Origin of the sequence: Sebaldella termitidis ATCC 33386 (assembly GCF_000024405.1) — a bacterium.
In the GTDB taxonomy this organism is placed as follows: Bacteria; Fusobacteriota; Fusobacteriia; order Fusobacteriales; family Leptotrichiaceae; genus Sebaldella; species Sebaldella termitidis.
Genome location: NC_013517.1, coordinates 1120901 through 1137124, shown reverse-complemented (window position 1 = coordinate 1137124; position 16224 = coordinate 1120901). Strand labels below are relative to the sequence as shown.

Below are 16224 nucleotides of genomic sequence, written 5' to 3'. Positions count from 1 at the left end.
TTTCCTCCTAAAATTATTATAATTTTAAATCTTGTCCGCTTGCTTTAGCGTCGAGTATTTTTTTGATTAAGTCAGCCACATGTGCTCCTGCTTCTGCTGCAGGCGTTCCGTCTTTGTGAATATTAGAAACTACTGTTCTTTTTGCTTCCGGTATTCCTACATATGCTTTATACACTATATATGCACTCATACTTTCTGCAGTAGTAAGTCCCGGTCTTTCACCTATTAACACACATACTACATCAGGCTTTAAAATATCGGAAATATGATCCTCAGCTGCCACTCTTCCATATTTTACAAAGAACGGAGTACCTGTATCTATTCCATACCCTTTTAATCCGTTTAATACTGCCGGAAGTATATTTTTAGTATTTGCTTCCACCGCTGTAGAACTTAACCCGTCAGATACATAAACCTGTACTGTAGGAGATTTTTTGCATTTTTCCTCAAGTAATTTTATTCCTTCAGCAGAAATTTTTCTTCCAAGATCTGGTCTTGTTATATATTCATCTCTGTCTTTACATTCTGTCGTTACTTCAAATAAACCTGCTTCTTCCAGGAATGACTCAGGTACATCATTAAATACCGCATCCTGTGCAGCAGCATGGTCTGCTCTGAATCTTAGGAGCACATCTGTCTTAAATCTTGTTCCTGCTCTTCCTATTCCCAGTCTTGCAGAAGTTCTCTGTTTTAATTTCATATATTCTTCTCTGTTGGCAGGATTGTCTACCAGCAGCTGATCTTTTATATTTATCTCCCCTAAATCAACCAGTTGATCATCAGAAACATTTTCTTTTACTGATGAAGAAGCTTTGAAGTCATTTCCTACTGCTGCCGGGATATCAGTTTTTCCGTTACTACCCATTTCATCTATTACTTTCCCTATGATTTCTCTTAATTCTCTTTCTGATAACATTATAATCCTCCTTATTTTAAGAAAATTGAAGCGTCACCAGCTATGTCTGTGAGCTTTCCGTTTTTCATTATATTCATTTTTTCAAGCCATCTTTCGAATTCTTTTATAGGTCTTACCTTACCTAAATCTCTTAATGTTGCAATATCATGGAAAGAAGTAGTCTGGTAATTCAGCATGATATCGTCACCTGCAGGTATTCCCATAAAATAGTTACATCCCGCAAGAGTCAGAAGCATTTCCAGATTCTCTATATCATTCTGGTCTGCCTTCATATGGTTAGTGTAGCATGCATCTACTCCCATAGATATTCCAGTAAGTTTTCCCATAAAGTGATCTTCCAGTCCTGCTCTTATTACCTGTTTACTGTTATACAGATATTCCGGTCCGATAAACCCTACTACTGTATTAACAAGGAATGGATTATATCTTTTTGCAAAACCATAACATCTGGCTTCCATTGTCACCTGATCTGCACCGTGGTGAGCATCAGACGATAATTCAGAGCCCTGTCCTGTTTCAAAATACATTACATTCGGCCCTGTAGATGTACCCTGCTTTAGTACAAGCTGTCTTGCTTCTTCTATCATAGTACCTGTTATTCCAAAAGCCTCATTTCCTTTTTCAGATCCCGCTATACTTTGGAATATCATATCTGTAGGCGCCCCTCTTTTTACTGCTTCCATTTGTGTAGTTACATGGGCAAGAACACAAATTTGTGTCGGTATTTCCCATTTAGTTTTTATTTCATGAAATCTTTCAAGTACTCTCATTACGCTGTCCACACTGTCATCCACCGGATTCAGACCTATAAGAGCGTCTCCTATACCATAGCTTAATCCTTCATAAGTAGAAAGCATAATTCCGTCCGGATCATCAGTAGTATGGTTAGGCTGTAATCTTACTGCAAGAATTCCTTCTCCCCCGATTGTAGTATTACAGTGTGCAGTTATTCTAATCTTGCTTGCAGCAGCAACAAGATCCATATTAGTCATAAGCTTAGCCACACCTGCTACCATTTCACTTGTAAGTCCTCTGCTTATTCTTTTTATTTCTTCTCCCGAAGTTCTTAAGCTGAGTATCCATTCTCTAAGTTCGCTTACACTCCAGTTTTTTATTTCGTTATAAATTTTTTCGTTAACGTCATCTTGTATTATTCTTGTTACTTCATCCTCTTCATATCCTACCACAGGATTATTTCTAAGATCAGAAAGTTTTAATTCGGCAAGCACTGCTTTAGCTGCCACTCTTTCTTCAGCTGTAGAAGCCGATACACCTGCAAGTGTATCTCCAGATCTTTCTTCATTCGCTTTGGCAAGAACTTCTTTTACATCCTTAAATTCATAGACATGACCAAATAATTTTGTCTTTAATACCATTAATTTCACCTCTCTTAGTTTTTCTTTACCCGCTCTGAAGCATTAATAACTGAAAACCAGTGTTTTTATTACTACAGGGAGTACGTTTCCATTGCCCAAAGGAGCTCCTATATCTATATAGTCTCCGTTTTTTACCTTTATTCCATCTATACAAATCAAATTTCTGTCCTGCAAATCTAATTTCATACATTGCCCCAAAACTTTTGCCATATCATTTTCCACAATGACAATAATCGGAGAACCTGTGTTTATTTTATTATTCATTACTCTGGAAATAACTCGTCCCAAGTCGGATATTTCCTGATAATCCATATTATGTTTCCCGGTTAGTGCCAATGCTGTATTTTCCTGTTCATTCTGCGAGTTAAACCAGCTGAGCTTATGATCCATGATATCCTCCAGCTCTGCAAGAGAACTTTCCTCATCTTTACTGCTGAGTTTCAGTATCGGAATATTTTTTATCGGAAAGATTCCGCTTGAGTAAGTTATGGTACTCCCGCTTATCTCGGTAGTGTGGCTTCCCGCCCCCACAACTGTCGCTCCTATTGTTTCGCCAAGCTTTACTGTATTTATATTTAACTGTTCTACTAACTTTTTTATTTCCTGCCCCAGAATTACCCCTATATCATCATATTCAAATAATCCTGCTTCTTTACCGCCGTAGACAAAATCAGCTACCCCGCCTGTAAATGAATAATAATCAGGTTTAAAATTCTTTTTAAAATCCTGATAAGTCACTATTTCTCTGTATAAATCAGTTTTTTCGAAGAATCCCATACTTTCAAACATAAGCTCGCCCATTCTTCTGCATATCTTTCTAAGGGCGGTTTCATCTGCTCTGTCACCTATATTTATACTTACTCCCACATCTTTAGCCACATCATATATCTTTTTATAAATATATGAAATTTTTCCGCTGCCGTCGAGTTTTATGAGCCTTCCGCCTATATCAAGACAGGTTGTGTCTTCTATGTCACCTCTGTTAAATATGGCTATATTTGTAGTTCCGCCGCCTATGTCGAAATTCACTATGGAAGTATTTTTATCTTCTGCAAAACCGAAAGCCCCTGAACCTTTTCCGGCAATTATACTTTCAAGATCCGGTCCTGCTGTGGCAACTACGAAGTCCCCTGCCATTCCGCTAAGTGCTGCAAGCACTTCTTTAGCATTTTCCTTTCTCGCTGTTTCACCGGTTATTATAACAGCTCCTGTAGACACATCCCCGTAATCAACCCCTGCTTTTTTATACTCATTCTCAATGATTTTCCGTACTTTTTCAGTGTCTATTTTGGTTTCTGTTTCCAAAGGTGTAATATATATGTCACTTCTGTATATTACCTCTTTCCCGGTTATTTTTATCTGAGGAACACTAAATGCCGAAGCACGGTTTTCTATATATATCTTTGAAAATATAAGTTGTGTAGTTGATGTTCCTATGTCGATTCCTACGCTTAATATTTCTTCTGTCATGTGAACTCTCCTTGTAAGAGACTGCTTCTATCTGAAAAGTCCCTGTTTTTCAATAAAAGTTACGGGTGATTGTCAAAAAAAATAAGGAACTCAAAAAACACCATATCTTTTATGTTCTTTGAGCTCCTTTGCTCCTAGTGTTTTGGCCGGCTATATCCGGCTTCATAATACCTTTCAATATTAAAACACTTATATCTCACTGCTATTTTCAGTCTTCAGAATGAAAACAGAACAAGCTTTTAATTTTCAAAGTCAAAAACTATTATCGTTCCGTTTTTTGTGGACTTAATATCTATAGTTCCGAAAAGTTTTTCCTTTACCAGACTTTTCACTATCTGAAGTCCCAAACTTTCATTTTTGAAGTCTTTTGACTTAAAACCAACCCCATTGTCAGCTATTGTCACTTTCGATTTAATTTTCCCCTGTTTTACGGTAATATCTATTTTTCCGCTTGTCATCCCCTTGAAGCCGTGTGTTATGGAATTCTGTACCAGTTCATTGGCTATCAGGGCTATAGAAGTAGACTTATCAGAATTTATCTTAAAGTCATCACCGGAAATACTTGTTTTTAAATCTAAATTTTCTCCTATACTTGCTCTTATTGAATTTTTTAAAATTTTTGAAAACATCTCTTTTATTTTAAGATCATCTAATCCATTTTGTGCCAATATCTCATGTGTAACTGCTATGCTGAGTATACGGTTTATGCTTTCGTTAAAAGCCTGTCTTACTGCCTCATCCTCGGTTTTTCTTGCCTGTATTCTGAGAAGACTTGCTATAGTCTGAAGATTATTTTTTACTCTGTGGTGTATTTCTTTTATTGCTACTGATTTTAGTATAAGCTCTTTCTCTTTTTCCTTTATTTCAGTAAGATCTTTTATGAAAAGAACCACATTTTTTACATTTTTGGATTCCTTTATCAGATAATAATGTATGTTCAGATCCATCTTTGCTATGTGTATGTCTGAACTTCCCGGTATTATCCCGTCAAGCACATCCTTAAAAGCTATATTATTCAAAACTATATTACTAAATTTGGTTCCAAGAATATTATGCTTGTATCCTATTTTTTTATAAATATTTTTAGCCTTGGAATTAGCATATATAAGTATTCCTTTTTCATTGAAAATAATAATCCCGTCATTTATGTAATCAATTATTTTCTGCTCCTTTGTCATCTCCATGGAGCTTCTCAGAAGCTCGTTTGTAGCATCATGCAGAAAATTCAGTTCCTTATTCAGTCCGGTATCATTACTCCCTTCTTCCACTATAAGGACGCCTATTACCTCTTCCTTTTCATTCTTTATAGGAACCACATTCTGTCTAACCAAAGTATTTTCCTGAGTCAGGGCTTTATAATCCCTCGACGGAAGTCCTGTTTCCAGCGTTCTTAAAACAGCCGGCTCATTCTTTCTATATGCATACTGTCCTACTACACTCTGAGTATAGCTCGAACCTGTTTCAGGATTAGCTTCTGCTACTACTATTGCTGCATCGTTAATTCCTGTAGGGCAGTCTATAAATATATCCGCCTTTAGCAGCTTACTTAATACTGTCAGTCCTTCGGCTATTTTTTCCAGTTTTCTTATACTTTTGTCCGGCAGAGCAGTGTGTTGTTTACATATAGTTCTAAGCATTAGTTTCCCCCGATAAAATTATAATATCAATTATTTTCCCCATATCACATCTTTTATCCATGCTAAGACTTCTTATGTAGGTATATGCCTCTTTCTCAGTCATCTTATCTCTTTCCATCAGAATACTTTTTGCTATATCCAGTCTTTTTCTGTCTTCCAGTTTTTGATTAGTTTTGATATATTTCTTTTCCAAAGCTTCATATTCTTCCTGCTTACTCAGTATTACCTCAAGGTTCGGCAAAAAGGATTTTTCATCTATAGGCTTTACTATATAACCCGAGACCCCTATGTTTTTGGCTTCTTCTATAAACTCCTGGCTGGAATAAGCGGTAAGCAGCACTGCTCCCCTTGCCAGTTTATCTTTTATGATTATTTTTGAGGCCTTTAACCCGTCTAATATCGGCATTTTAACATCCATTATAACGAAGTCCGGTTTCAGATTTTTGCACTGCTCTATGGCATCAAAGCCGTCTGCTGCCTGTCCTATTACATCGTAACCGCCTTCTCTTAATATCTCACAAATGTCCATTCTTGTTATTGGCTCATCATCTACTACTATTACTCTTCTCATTTTTCACCTTTATCATAATGTATTTTTAAATAGATTATACTCTTAAAATATTAAATTAATATAAAGTTTCCAATAATTCTCTTATTTCATTTCTGTTAAATTTTCTAGGATTATATTCAGTGGCAATATCCTTGTATATAAGGTCGATAATATCTTCCAGATCATTAAAATACTGCTCTTTTGATATTTTCAGATCTTCAAGATTCATTGGAATTCCCATTTTTGCTTTTCTGAGGTCTATTGCTTTGGCTAAGATTTCGGCACCTTCGCCTTCTCTTTTCAAACTAAATTCCAAAGCCTTTGCTATTTCATCATAAGCTTTACGTGCCCCCTCCACTTTGCTGTTAAACAAAATTACTTTAGGCATTATCACGGCATTTGCCCTTCCGTGAGGTATATGATATTTAGCGCCTATAGCATGTGCAATACTATGGTTTATTCCCAGTGACGAATTGCTAAAAGCAATTCCGGCCATACATGAAGCCAGCTGCATATTTATTCTTTCTGATTCCAGTTCCGGATTCTCATAGTTACTTACCAGATCTGTAAAAACAGTTTTTATTGCACCTAATGCAAGGCTGCTGGTAAACATATTAGCCTTTAGCGAAACATATGCTTCTACTGCATGTGTGAGAACATCCATCCCTGTATCTGCTATTATCTGCGGCGGCAGTGTTCTAATGAATTCCGGATCCAGTATCGCTATATGCGGGAGCATTTCCTCATCACTAATAGCTATTTTCCTTCCTTCAGAAGTAATTACCGAATAAGTGGTAACCTCTGACCCCGTACCGCTTGTAGTTGGTATTACTATAAATATCTGTTTTTTTGTTTCCTCATTTAGAGCCTGCTTTATTTTGTTGGTAAAATATATTATTCCCTTGCATGCATCTATAGGAGACCCTCCTCCTATAGCTATAATACAGTCAGGGTCAAATTTATTAAGCTCTATCATCCCTTCTATTATTTCTTCATCTGTTGGATCAGGCTTTATATTGGAAAAAATCTTAATTTCCACATTCATTTTATTTAGAATGTCTGTTATATTATTTACTACTTTTAATCTTACCATATTCTCGTCGGTAACGATAAAGACTCTGCTTATATCCAGTTCTTTTAAGCTTTTTAACGAATTTTTCCCGTAATAAATCCTTGGTTTTACCTGAAATAAATCCATTTAACTATCCTCCTTTGTGCATCATGATAGTTAATTAAGGGGTTTTATAATTAACTCATTGACTTTATTTTGTTTATTACTTTCTGTACCATAGAGTCATCTGTTATATTAAAATCTTTTTCAAGAATCTCTTTTATCTTTAATTCCAGACTTTGATTTTCATAAACTATTTCTGCTCCGGCTTCTCTTATCTTATCTCTTGCTCCCGGAGTTATTATCATATCATGAGAGGCAACAAATTTTTTACCGGATATGTATTCAGAAAAATTACCTATGGTTACTAATTTCTTTTTCATATTTTCACCAGTCCTATTCTAAACTATCTATGATTCCCACTATAGTTGCATCTACCGGTGTTTCATTGTCAAAAACGTGTCTTGCAGAACTTCCGCTCACCACTATCACATTATCACCGATTCCTGCCCCTATATAGTCTGCAGCAACTATGCTTTTCACCGAGCTGCCTTCTTTTATTTCCACCACCATAAGCTTCAGACCAGAAAGTTTCGGGTCTTTTCTAGTTGCCCATACATTTCCTATAACTTTTCCAATTAACATAATTTAACCTCTTTCATAAAGTATCTCTATATTATTTTCTTTAATATATTCCATGGCAAGTGGTGTTATTATACTTTTTTTATCTAAAATAAGTACTGCATTTTTTAGATTTCTTTCCCGTAATTTTGATATTGTAATTACACCTTTTAGTACTGTTTTTTCTGTAACAGCTCCGAGTTTATCAATAAGCTCGACTCTTTTTACCACCTGAATTCCGTATTTTATAATAGTATCCAGATGCTTGTCATAAGTTTCCATCAAAGCCTTCGGCTCTGAATATCTTTTATATTCCAGCCCTTCTTCTACTATATATACAGTCTTTTTTTCCAGCAGACCGCTGATTGCAGGATGAGTCTTTCCGGAAGCTATATCTACCATATCATTAATTCCAAGAGTAGAAATCACCAGAATTTCACCATTTTCCGAAATTTTTATTTTCTTGGATAATTCATCTCTCAAAAGAGAGTCATCACCGCAAAACTTTACTTCGGCCGGTTTATCTTCTGCTTTTTTTTCTTCCAGTATTCTTAACAGTTCTTTTTTTATCAGTTCTGTGAGTTTGTCTGTATCCATTGGTTCCTCCTACTTTCTATAGATACTTCCCGTTGTCCCACTTTCAAATCCGCAGGCATTTGCCTCGTCATAATCAATGTGCATGCTTAGCTTATATGAATCCTTTACTCTTATCAAAACATCATCAAAGATCAGAGGTCTTCTTCCGTTCACTCTTACTTTTACTATTTCCCCGTCTTTTACGCCGAGTCTGCCTGCATCCTCAGGAGTCATGTGTACATGTCTCTGTGCCACTATTACTCCTTTATCTATCTTTACAAATTTATCTCCCACACCGATTAATATTCCCGGCGTTCCTTCTATTTTTCCGCTCTCTCTGATAACTCCTTTTACCCCTATAGTAGTACAGTCAGTGAGTGATAATTCTATCTGTGTTTCATTTCTGCATGGCCCTAGTATTACTACTCCGGAAAATTCTCCTTTTGACCCTATTACTCTGACTCTTTCCTTACAGGCATACTGCCCTGGCTGAGACAGGTCTTTTACCGGAGTCAGTTTATAATCCTCACCAAACAGATGTTTCATATGCTCTTCTGACAGATGAATGTGTCTTCCTGAAGCTTCTACCATGAATTCATCGCCGGAATCACCGAGCATTTCTTTTATTTTTTCCCTGACAATCTTTTCCAATTCGATTTTATCCATATTGGTCTCCTAGTATTTTGTCTAATGTTTCTGTCAAATAATTAATACCTTATAGTGTCAAAATACTTGTACCTGTTCCTACGTATTTTTAAAACTCAGACACTCGATAATATAAGGTGCTAGTATTTTGTCTAAAAATATCTCAAATAACTTAAGAATTCTGCCTAAATCTTTTATGCCGTCAAAGTACCGGATAAAGTTTATTTATAATCCCCGTTATTTGCTTTTAACATCATTAAGTAGAAAATACTGCTTAATCTGTTCAAAGCTTTCAAAATATCATTGTGCTCTGTTTTCCCCTCTTTGTAAAAAGCATCTACTGCTGCTACTTCACATTCTCTTGAGAGTGCTCTCAGACAGTTTATATCTATTACATCTTCTCCGAAATCTGCATTTATCTCAAAAAGATGTCCTGTTTTAAAATATTTCACTGTATTATGCGTAATATCTTTAAGACTGTCTATAGTGTGACCTAATACGTCTCTTTCTATAAATTCCGAATCAGTCATCTCACATATAAAAAGATCCCTTATATATCTGTAAGCCTGTGAAAAATCACTTTCCAGCTTTTTATTTTTCTGATATTTTTTCCAGTATTTTATGGTTTCTGCCTGAAGAATATCAAATTTCCCTCTGAGAACTATCCTCTTATGATTTTTTACCACAAGATAGTTTCCGAAAATCTGTGTCATATATTCCGGTTTTTTTTCAAACAGTGCATCAGTAGTATAACATTTATATTTATAGACCGGCGCAGCTTCTTTGACTGTGTTTTCAGACTCTGCAGATACCGCAGGAATTTCACTCCTGCTTTCAGGATCTAGTTTTCTACTGCTTAAGAATTCTCTGGCTGAGGGTGTAAGAATATCTTTTTTATCTATTGTTAGAGTATTCAGTTTTCCCTGTTTTTCCAGTTTTCTTAAAAATTCTTCAGTAATAACAGGCATATTTACCACAACCTATTCTTAAGATAAAAGTTCATTTAAAACTTTTTTTACGATCTGTTCAAGTTCTGCTTCTGCCCCTGACTGACATTCACAGCTGCTTCCCCCGCTGTTTCTCAAATCGCATAATTCTTTTGTCCCGTATGCTGCCCTTCTGATATTCATCAGATTCAGAGGTGATATATTATCCGAAGTAGAACTTCCTCCCACTGCTCCGCATCCAAGTGTAAATGCCGGTGCGAGATTAGTAGTTGCTCCTACTCCTCCGAGAGCTGCCGCTGTATTAACAAGAAGTCTTGAAACAGGTTTTTTCAGTGCAAATTCCCTGATTACATTATCATTTTCCGAATGAATTGTCATAGTATGCCCGACTCCTTCATTCTGTAATATTTCTATACATCTTTCACAAGCAGTTTCCCAGTTTTCCTCTGTATAAAATCCTAATACAGGACAAAGCTTTTCTCTTGAGTAAGGATTAGCATGCGAAACTTCTCTTTCTTCGGAAATAAGTACTCTTGTATCTGAAGGAACAGATACTCCAGCCATTTCAGCTATATAAACAGCTGTTTTCCCTACGATTTTAGGACTCATTGTTCCATTTGCCCTCATAAGAATGCTTCCTACTTTGTCACTTTCTTCTCTGTTCAAAAAGTAAGCACCCTGTTTTTTCAGTTCGGCTATTACATCGTTTCTGATAATGCTTTCAGTAACAATTGACTGTTCAGAGGCACATATTACCCCGTTATCAAAAGTTTTACTGTCCAGTATTCTTTTTACTGCCAGCTTTACATCCGCACTTCTTTCTATAAATGCAGGTCCGTTACCTGGTCCCACACCTATTGCAGGTGTTCCTGAACTGTATGCAGCCTTTACCATTGCTTCTCCGCCTGTAGCTAGAATAAGCGATGTATCCTTATGTTTCATAAGCTCGTTTGTAGCCTGTAATGTAGGTGTTTTTATTACACCTATAAGACCTTTAGGCGCTCCCATTCTTTCAGCAGCTTCTATTAATATTTCCGCTGTTCTTATGATACATTCTTTTGCATTCGGATGCGGGCTTATTACTACAGCATTTCCTGCTTTCAGGGATATCATAACTTTGTATATTACTGTAGAAGTAGGGTTAGTTGACGGAATAAGCGCCGCTATAATTCCCATAGGAACCCCTATTTCTATTATTTTTGCATTCTTATCTTCATTTATGATTCCCGTAGTTTTCATATCTTTTATATAATCATATACACCTTGTGCAGCAAGACGGTTCTTTAATACTTTATCTTCCCATTTACCAAAACCGGTTTCCTGATTTGCCATTTTGGCAAGCTCTACCTCGTGCTTTGTGGCTTCTATGCTCATTTCCTTTACTATTGCATCTATCTGTTCCTGAGTAAAAGTCGAATATATGCTTTGAGCTTTTTTAGCTTCTTTCAGCAAATCACGTACTTCCTGTATTGATAGTAAATCCTTATCCATACTTCTCCCTTCTAAGAAACCTCTTTTATTATTCTGCTGTTACATTTGCCTTTGGCAATATAGCTTCTATTTCTCCGTGCGGTCTTGGGATTACATGAATAGATACTAATTCCCCGACTCTTTCTGCTGCTGCTGCTCCTGCATCAGTTGCAGCTTTTACTGCTCCTACGTCGCCTCTTACCATTACAGTTACAAGACCTCCGCCTATGTGCTCTTTTCCTATCAAAGTAACATTTGCTGCTTTTACCATCGCATCTGCTGCCTCTATTGCTGCTACTAATCCTTTAGTCTCTATCATTCCCAATGCATTTAAAACTGCCATTGTTCTACCTCCTATTTTTCTCTCTTGTTTTTCTTAAGTGTTTCCACAAGTTTTTTCTTATTCATTGCTTTTACCTGATTCCATGTGAGGTGTGAATTCAATTCCTTTACTATTCCTCTCAAATCAGTGACTTTCATATTTTCATAATCTGTATTGTTATTTGTCTGTTTTGTATTTATTTCTTCTTCTATCACAGTAATTTTTTCCTGTGTTTCATATGGTTCCCCGTCTGAATCGTTTCTTTTTACTGTTTCTGTTATTATTTTTGCTTCTTCATCATTTTCCAGTTCAGAAAATTCCGGACTTTTTATTACCTCGTCATAAAGAGGTATATCTCCTTCTGCAGTAGGAATATCAGCCTTTATGATCTCTTCCAGTGCATCCAGTTCTTCTATACTCTCTTCCTCTTTTTCCATTTCATTCTGAAGTAATTCTTCCTCAGAAATTTCTTTCTCTGTTTTACCGTCTTTATTATTGTCCGAAATGAAAGTATCGCCTTTTAGTATCTTTTTCGTTTCATCATCCACTCTTGCTATTACATTTTTGCTTATAAAGTTTCCGAGCTTTCTGGCACTTTCACTTCCGGCCTCTACCGCTGCAGTAACTGCCGCCACATCTCCGGCTAATTCCACGGTAACTATACCGCCTTTTACTATGTAGCAGTTAGTAAATACTACATTAGCTGCTTTCAATGCTGCATCCGCCGCTTCAATTGCCGTTAACAGACCCATAGTTTCTATATACCCATATGAATCCATTTGATTATCACCCTCTGTCTTCATTCCCAAATAAATATTATTTAGTTAAGAACATGTATTTTTGCCCCTATGAACTTGTTTCATCATCGAGATATTCATACAGGGCTGATATTCCTTCATTACTGTATGAGCTGATCACGAATGTTTCCTCTGCACCTGCATCCTCAAGAATCTCCTTTGCCTTCTCCACATCTCCTCCAAGGTCTGCTTTGGAAATTATTCCTATTACAGGCTTGGTAAATGCAGACGAAAAGTTGGGAGGGAAAACACTTCTTTCATCATTCAGGGAGTGTACCATTCCTATTACATCACAGTCATAGGAACTAATAATAAGTGCCTTATACAATGCCCTGTTTTCCATGTATTCGCCGGGCGTGTCCAGCATGTTGTCATAATACCCTAGCATCTGTGTCTTCTCATACTTTAATGCCTGTCCGTTTAATCTCTGTACAAGAGTTGTTTTTCCGCATTCAGTTCTTCCTATTAAAAGTATACGCTTCAAATTATCACGACCTTGTTATTTCGGTAATACTAAATCTGAGAGTATTTTGAAAGTAACCAACTACCTCGCTTACTGCTGATTCGATACTGGACACGTCTCCGCTGATTACCACCGAGCCTGTAAATCTGTCCACAAAGCCTATTTCTACAGCAGCATTCTTAGTAGCTATATCTGCGGCAATAATAGCAGCTTCTCCCGGTGTAATAGTAAGAATCCCTATGGCATTTACTTTACTTCCGTCGAGACCGATTTTTTTGGCAAGTTCCTTTTGCGGGCTTGCTATTATATGTGCGAGAGTAAGCTGTCGTCCGGGCACATATTCCTGTATCATCCTTTGTTTTTTTTCATCCATATCCTAACCTCATTATTGGTTTTTTCCAAAAAGTTACACTGTCAGAGAATATTACTTAGGTAAAATAGCTTCTATTTCTCCGTGTGGTCTTGGAATTACGTGAACAGAAACCAGTTCTCCTACTCTTTCAGCCGCTGCTGCTCCTGCATCAGTTGCCGCTTTTACTGCTCCTACATCTCCTCTTACCATTACTGTTACAAGACCTCCTCCTATATGCTCCTTACCGATCAAAGTAACATTTGCTGCCTTTACCATTGCATCTGCTGCTTCTATTGACGCAACCAGACCTTTTGTTTCAATCATTCCCAATGCATTCATTGTAGACATAGTTCTTCCTCCTAAGATATTTTTTATTTTTTTACTTGAGTCCTATTTAAAATTTTTTTGAAAACTACATAAAAATAAAAAGGAACTCAAAAAACATATAGTTTTTGAGCCCCTTTGCTCTATTAAATTAACTATTTTTCATTTCTATAATTCAAAAGGTTATCCGAAAAAATAAGTATAACTTGATTATGTCCTGTAATTTTGCAGATTTTTCAAACAGCCACACATTATTTTTTTTCTAACTCCATTGTCAGAAATCCCTAACCTACAAGATAATTTTAACTCATTTTCTATAAATGTCAACACTTTTATTTTTAATTTCAAGTTAAAACTATCCGGAAGCCGGATTTCAAAGGGGCAAATTCATTCAAAACTTTATGTCCTGTTACACCCAAAAGAGAAAATCATCTTTTATTTGGGAAGTATCATTTCTATTTCTCCATGCGGTCTTGCAATTACATGTACAGAAACCAGTTCTCCTACTCTCTCGGCTGCTGCCGCTCCGGCATCTGTAGCTGCTTTTACTGCTCCTACATCTCCTCTCACCATTACTGTTACGAGTCCTCCGCCTATATGCTCTTTTCCTATCAAAGTAACATTTGCGGCTTTTACCATTGCATCTGCTGCTTCTATTGCTGCTACCAGTCCTTTTGTCTCTATCATTCCCAATGCACTTAATTCTGCCATATTTTACCTCCCAGATTATTTATCTTATGGAAAAACTTCCTCCTAGTACACATCTTCTTTTTCTTGTAAAATTTCTTGCACTTGTCAGCCCTTCTCCTGTAGGTCCCGCTATTGTAAAAGTGGTGTAGCCTTCTCCCTGAAATCCGAGAGCTGCGTATGACGGAGCATTTTTCACAAAAATCGTTGTCTGCATTTCACGTGCGGCAATACTCAGCCTTGTTACATTCTGTGAATGCATGACTGCTGTATGCTTCAATCCGTGTTCTGTAAGAATTGCATTTTTCAGTGCTTCTTCAAAATTTTTCTGTCTTACTACTGCCAGTACAGGCATCATGAGCTCCTTTTGAACAAACACATGGTTTATATCTGTTTCAAGTGTTATCAGTGCCGGATCGAAGCTACATTTGATACCGGATTTTTCCAATATAAAGCCGGCGTCTTTTCCTATGAATTCTTTGTTTACCATGCCATTTTTATATACAGTGTCTTCAAGCTTCTTTATGTCCTCTTTATCTGTAATATGAAATGCTCCTGCTTTCTCCATATTAAATATCAGATAGTCAGCAACACTTTCCAATACCAATACTTCTTTTTCAGCTATGCAGGGAAGGTTATTATCAAATCCCGCACCGTTTACTATATCCTTTGCAGCCTTTTCTATATCTGCTGTTTCATCTACAATAACCGGAGGATTTCCAGCCCCTGCTCCTATTACTTTTTTCCCGCTTTTCAAAGCAAGCTTTACTATTTCTGTTCCGCCTGTTATTACAAGCATATTTATTTTTTCATGTGAAAATAATATATCCACATTTTCTTTTTTTGCTTCTGAGGCTGAGGTTACGAGATTTTCAGGTCCGCCTGCCTCTGTTATTATTCCGTTCAGTTTTTTTATAAGCCAAAGACATATATTCTTTGCTGACGGATGCGGGCAGAAAACTATGCTGTTCCCTCCTGCAAGAGCCCCAATCGTATTATTTATAATAGTTTCTGTAGGATTGGTAACCGGAGTTACAGAACCGAGAACCCCAAAAGCTGAAAGCTCCACCAGCGTAAGACCGTCATCACCTGTAAATACTTCTGTCCCAAGATCTTCTACTCCCGGTGTTTTTTCAATGGCAAGTTTATTTTTTAATATTTTATCCTTTATTCTTCCCATTTTTGTTTCAGCTACGGTTTTTTCCGCCATTTCCTCAGTATACTTCAAAAGCTCTTTTCTTATATTGCTTATAATATTTCTTCTTTCCTCAAGACTACGGCTGTTATACGTCTGCTGTGCTTCATAAGCCTTATCTACTGCTGTTTCTATATTCGTAAAAATTCCGTGTCCGCAGGAATTTTCCTTATTTGTAATATTTATATCCTTTTCATTTTTTACATCATTTATAACTTTTTTTATTATATCTTCTAATTGTAAACCATCCAACATTAATGCCTCCTTTTTATCCAAACACAGCATTAACTGCATACTCTGCTATTTTTATGTCTTCTTCCGAAGTACCCCCGCTTACACCCAAAGCACCCAGAAATATTCCGTTGCTTCTCACAGGAAGTCCGCCTCCGAAAGCGGCTATTTTCCCCTCCATCGTTTCCACAAGCTTGTCAAAACCGCCTTTTAATACTTCTGATGACGGAATTCTCAAGGCTGCGCTGGTATAAGCTTTTTTGGGTGCTACCTCTATAGCTGCCAGCACGGAATCGTCCATCCTGTTAAAGAGTATCATATTCCCATGGATGTCCATAACTGCCACTGCTACATTTACACCCATCTCTCCGGCTTTTTTTACTGCTGCATCTGCGAGTCTTTTTGCAGTATCGAGATTTAGTCCGGAAACATTTGCTTTACTGTTTTTATTCAGTTCTTCTTTTACCTTTGTCTTTATTTTCTTAATTAGTTCCTCGTATTCTTTTTCAGGATACATTTTTCCACCCCGGTCTT

The 16224-nt window shown here is 36.8% G+C and carries 20 protein-coding genes; all 20 read right to left on the bottom strand.

Annotated elements, in window-relative coordinates:
• Positions 1 to 16 precede the first annotated feature (16 nt).
• The 20 genes from eutC to STERM_RS05110 all read right to left on the bottom strand — a co-directional run bounded on the left by eutC (position 17) and on the right by STERM_RS05110 (position 16207).
• Positions 17 to 916, bottom strand: a complete 900-nt coding sequence (eutC, locus tag STERM_RS05205; protein WP_012860519.1) for an ethanolamine ammonia-lyase subunit EutC — start codon at positions 914 to 916, stop codon at positions 17 to 19.
• Between the two features lie 11 nt (positions 917 to 927).
• A complete protein-coding gene (locus STERM_RS05200; protein ID WP_012860518.1) occupies positions 928 to 2292 on the bottom strand; it encodes an ethanolamine ammonia-lyase subunit EutB in 1365 nt (454 codons plus the stop codon).
• A gap of 42 nt (positions 2293 to 2334) precedes the next feature.
• Entirely contained in the window at positions 2335 to 3762 is a 1428-nt protein-coding gene (gene eutA, locus STERM_RS05195; RefSeq protein ID WP_012860517.1) for an ethanolamine ammonia-lyase reactivating factor EutA, read from the bottom strand.
• Positions 3763 to 4001: 239 nt separating this feature from the next.
• Positions 4002 to 5399 (bottom strand): sensor histidine kinase, encoded by a 1398-nt coding sequence (locus tag STERM_RS05190; protein ID WP_012860516.1) that lies wholly within the window; start codon positions 5397 to 5399, stop codon positions 4002 to 4004.
• Positions 5392 to 5970 (bottom strand): ANTAR domain-containing response regulator, encoded by a 579-nt coding sequence (locus tag STERM_RS05185; RefSeq protein WP_012860515.1) that lies wholly within the window; start codon positions 5968 to 5970, stop codon positions 5392 to 5394. Before STERM_RS05185 ends, STERM_RS05190 begins: the two co-directional genes overlap by 8 nt.
• Before the next feature lie 55 nt (positions 5971 to 6025).
• Entirely contained in the window at positions 6026 to 7147 is a 1122-nt protein-coding gene (locus STERM_RS05180) for a 1-propanol dehydrogenase PduQ (protein WP_012860514.1), read from the bottom strand.
• 50 nt (positions 7148 to 7197) lie between these two features.
• Entirely contained in the window at positions 7198 to 7443 is a 246-nt protein-coding gene (locus tag STERM_RS05175; RefSeq protein ID WP_012860513.1) for a hypothetical protein, read from the bottom strand.
• Positions 7444 to 7456: 13 nt separating this feature from the next.
• Complete coding sequence (locus tag STERM_RS05170; protein WP_012860512.1) at positions 7457 to 7705, bottom strand: EutN/CcmL family microcompartment protein; 249 nt, start codon at positions 7703 to 7705, stop codon at positions 7457 to 7459.
• A 3-nt stretch (positions 7706 to 7708) separates the two neighbouring features.
• Positions 7709 to 8278, bottom strand: a complete 570-nt coding sequence (locus STERM_RS05165; protein ID WP_012860511.1) for a hypothetical protein — start codon at positions 8276 to 8278, stop codon at positions 7709 to 7711.
• A gap of 9 nt (positions 8279 to 8287) precedes the next feature.
• Positions 8288 to 8923: an ethanolamine utilization phosphate acetyltransferase EutD gene (gene eutD, locus STERM_RS05160; protein ID WP_012860510.1), complete on the bottom strand. Its 636-nt coding sequence runs from the start codon at positions 8921 to 8923 to the stop codon at positions 8288 to 8290.
• Positions 8924 to 9123: 200 nt separating this feature from the next.
• The gene (locus STERM_RS05155) at positions 9124 to 9870 is read right to left on the bottom strand and encodes a cobalamin adenosyltransferase (RefSeq protein ID WP_012860509.1); all 747 of its coding nucleotides are present in this window, start codon (positions 9868 to 9870) and stop codon (positions 9124 to 9126) included.
• Positions 9871 to 9888: 18 nt separating this feature from the next.
• Complete coding sequence (locus STERM_RS05150) at positions 9889 to 11340, bottom strand: acetaldehyde dehydrogenase (acetylating) (RefSeq protein ID WP_012860508.1); 1452 nt, start codon at positions 11338 to 11340, stop codon at positions 9889 to 9891.
• A gap of 28 nt (positions 11341 to 11368) precedes the next feature.
• The gene (gene eutM / locus STERM_RS05145) at positions 11369 to 11662 is read right to left on the bottom strand and encodes an ethanolamine utilization microcompartment protein EutM (RefSeq protein ID WP_012860507.1); all 294 of its coding nucleotides are present in this window, start codon (positions 11660 to 11662) and stop codon (positions 11369 to 11371) included.
• Between the two features lie 11 nt (positions 11663 to 11673).
• The gene (locus STERM_RS21110; RefSeq protein WP_148211847.1) at positions 11674 to 12444 is read right to left on the bottom strand and encodes a BMC domain-containing protein; all 771 of its coding nucleotides are present in this window, start codon (positions 12442 to 12444) and stop codon (positions 11674 to 11676) included.
• 43 nt (positions 12445 to 12487) lie between these two features.
• Positions 12488 to 12922 carry a EutP/PduV family microcompartment system protein gene (locus STERM_RS05135; RefSeq protein WP_012860505.1) on the bottom strand — a complete coding sequence of 145 codons (435 nt, stop codon included), beginning with the start codon at positions 12920 to 12922 and terminating at the stop codon, positions 12488 to 12490.
• Between the two features lie 4 nt (positions 12923 to 12926).
• Positions 12927 to 13274 (bottom strand): ethanolamine utilization microcompartment protein EutS, encoded by a 348-nt coding sequence (gene eutS, locus STERM_RS05130; RefSeq protein WP_012860504.1) that lies wholly within the window; start codon positions 13272 to 13274, stop codon positions 12927 to 12929.
• A gap of 51 nt (positions 13275 to 13325) precedes the next feature.
• Positions 13326 to 13601: an ethanolamine utilization microcompartment protein EutM gene (eutM, locus tag STERM_RS05125; protein WP_012860503.1), complete on the bottom strand. Its 276-nt coding sequence runs from the start codon at positions 13599 to 13601 to the stop codon at positions 13326 to 13328.
• Between the two features lie 411 nt (positions 13602 to 14012).
• On the bottom strand, positions 14013 to 14288 hold the full coding sequence (eutM, locus tag STERM_RS05120) for an ethanolamine utilization microcompartment protein EutM (RefSeq protein ID WP_012860502.1): 276 nt from the start codon (positions 14286 to 14288) through the stop codon (positions 14013 to 14015).
• Between the two features lie 19 nt (positions 14289 to 14307).
• Positions 14308 to 15714, bottom strand: coding sequence for an aldehyde dehydrogenase family protein (locus STERM_RS05115; RefSeq protein WP_012860501.1), 1407 nt, complete (start codon positions 15712 to 15714; stop codon positions 14308 to 14310).
• A gap of 13 nt (positions 15715 to 15727) precedes the next feature.
• Positions 15728 to 16207, bottom strand: coding sequence for a GlcG/HbpS family heme-binding protein (locus tag STERM_RS05110; RefSeq protein WP_012860500.1), 480 nt, complete (start codon positions 16205 to 16207; stop codon positions 15728 to 15730).
• Between the last annotated feature and the right edge of the window lie 17 nt (positions 16208 to 16224).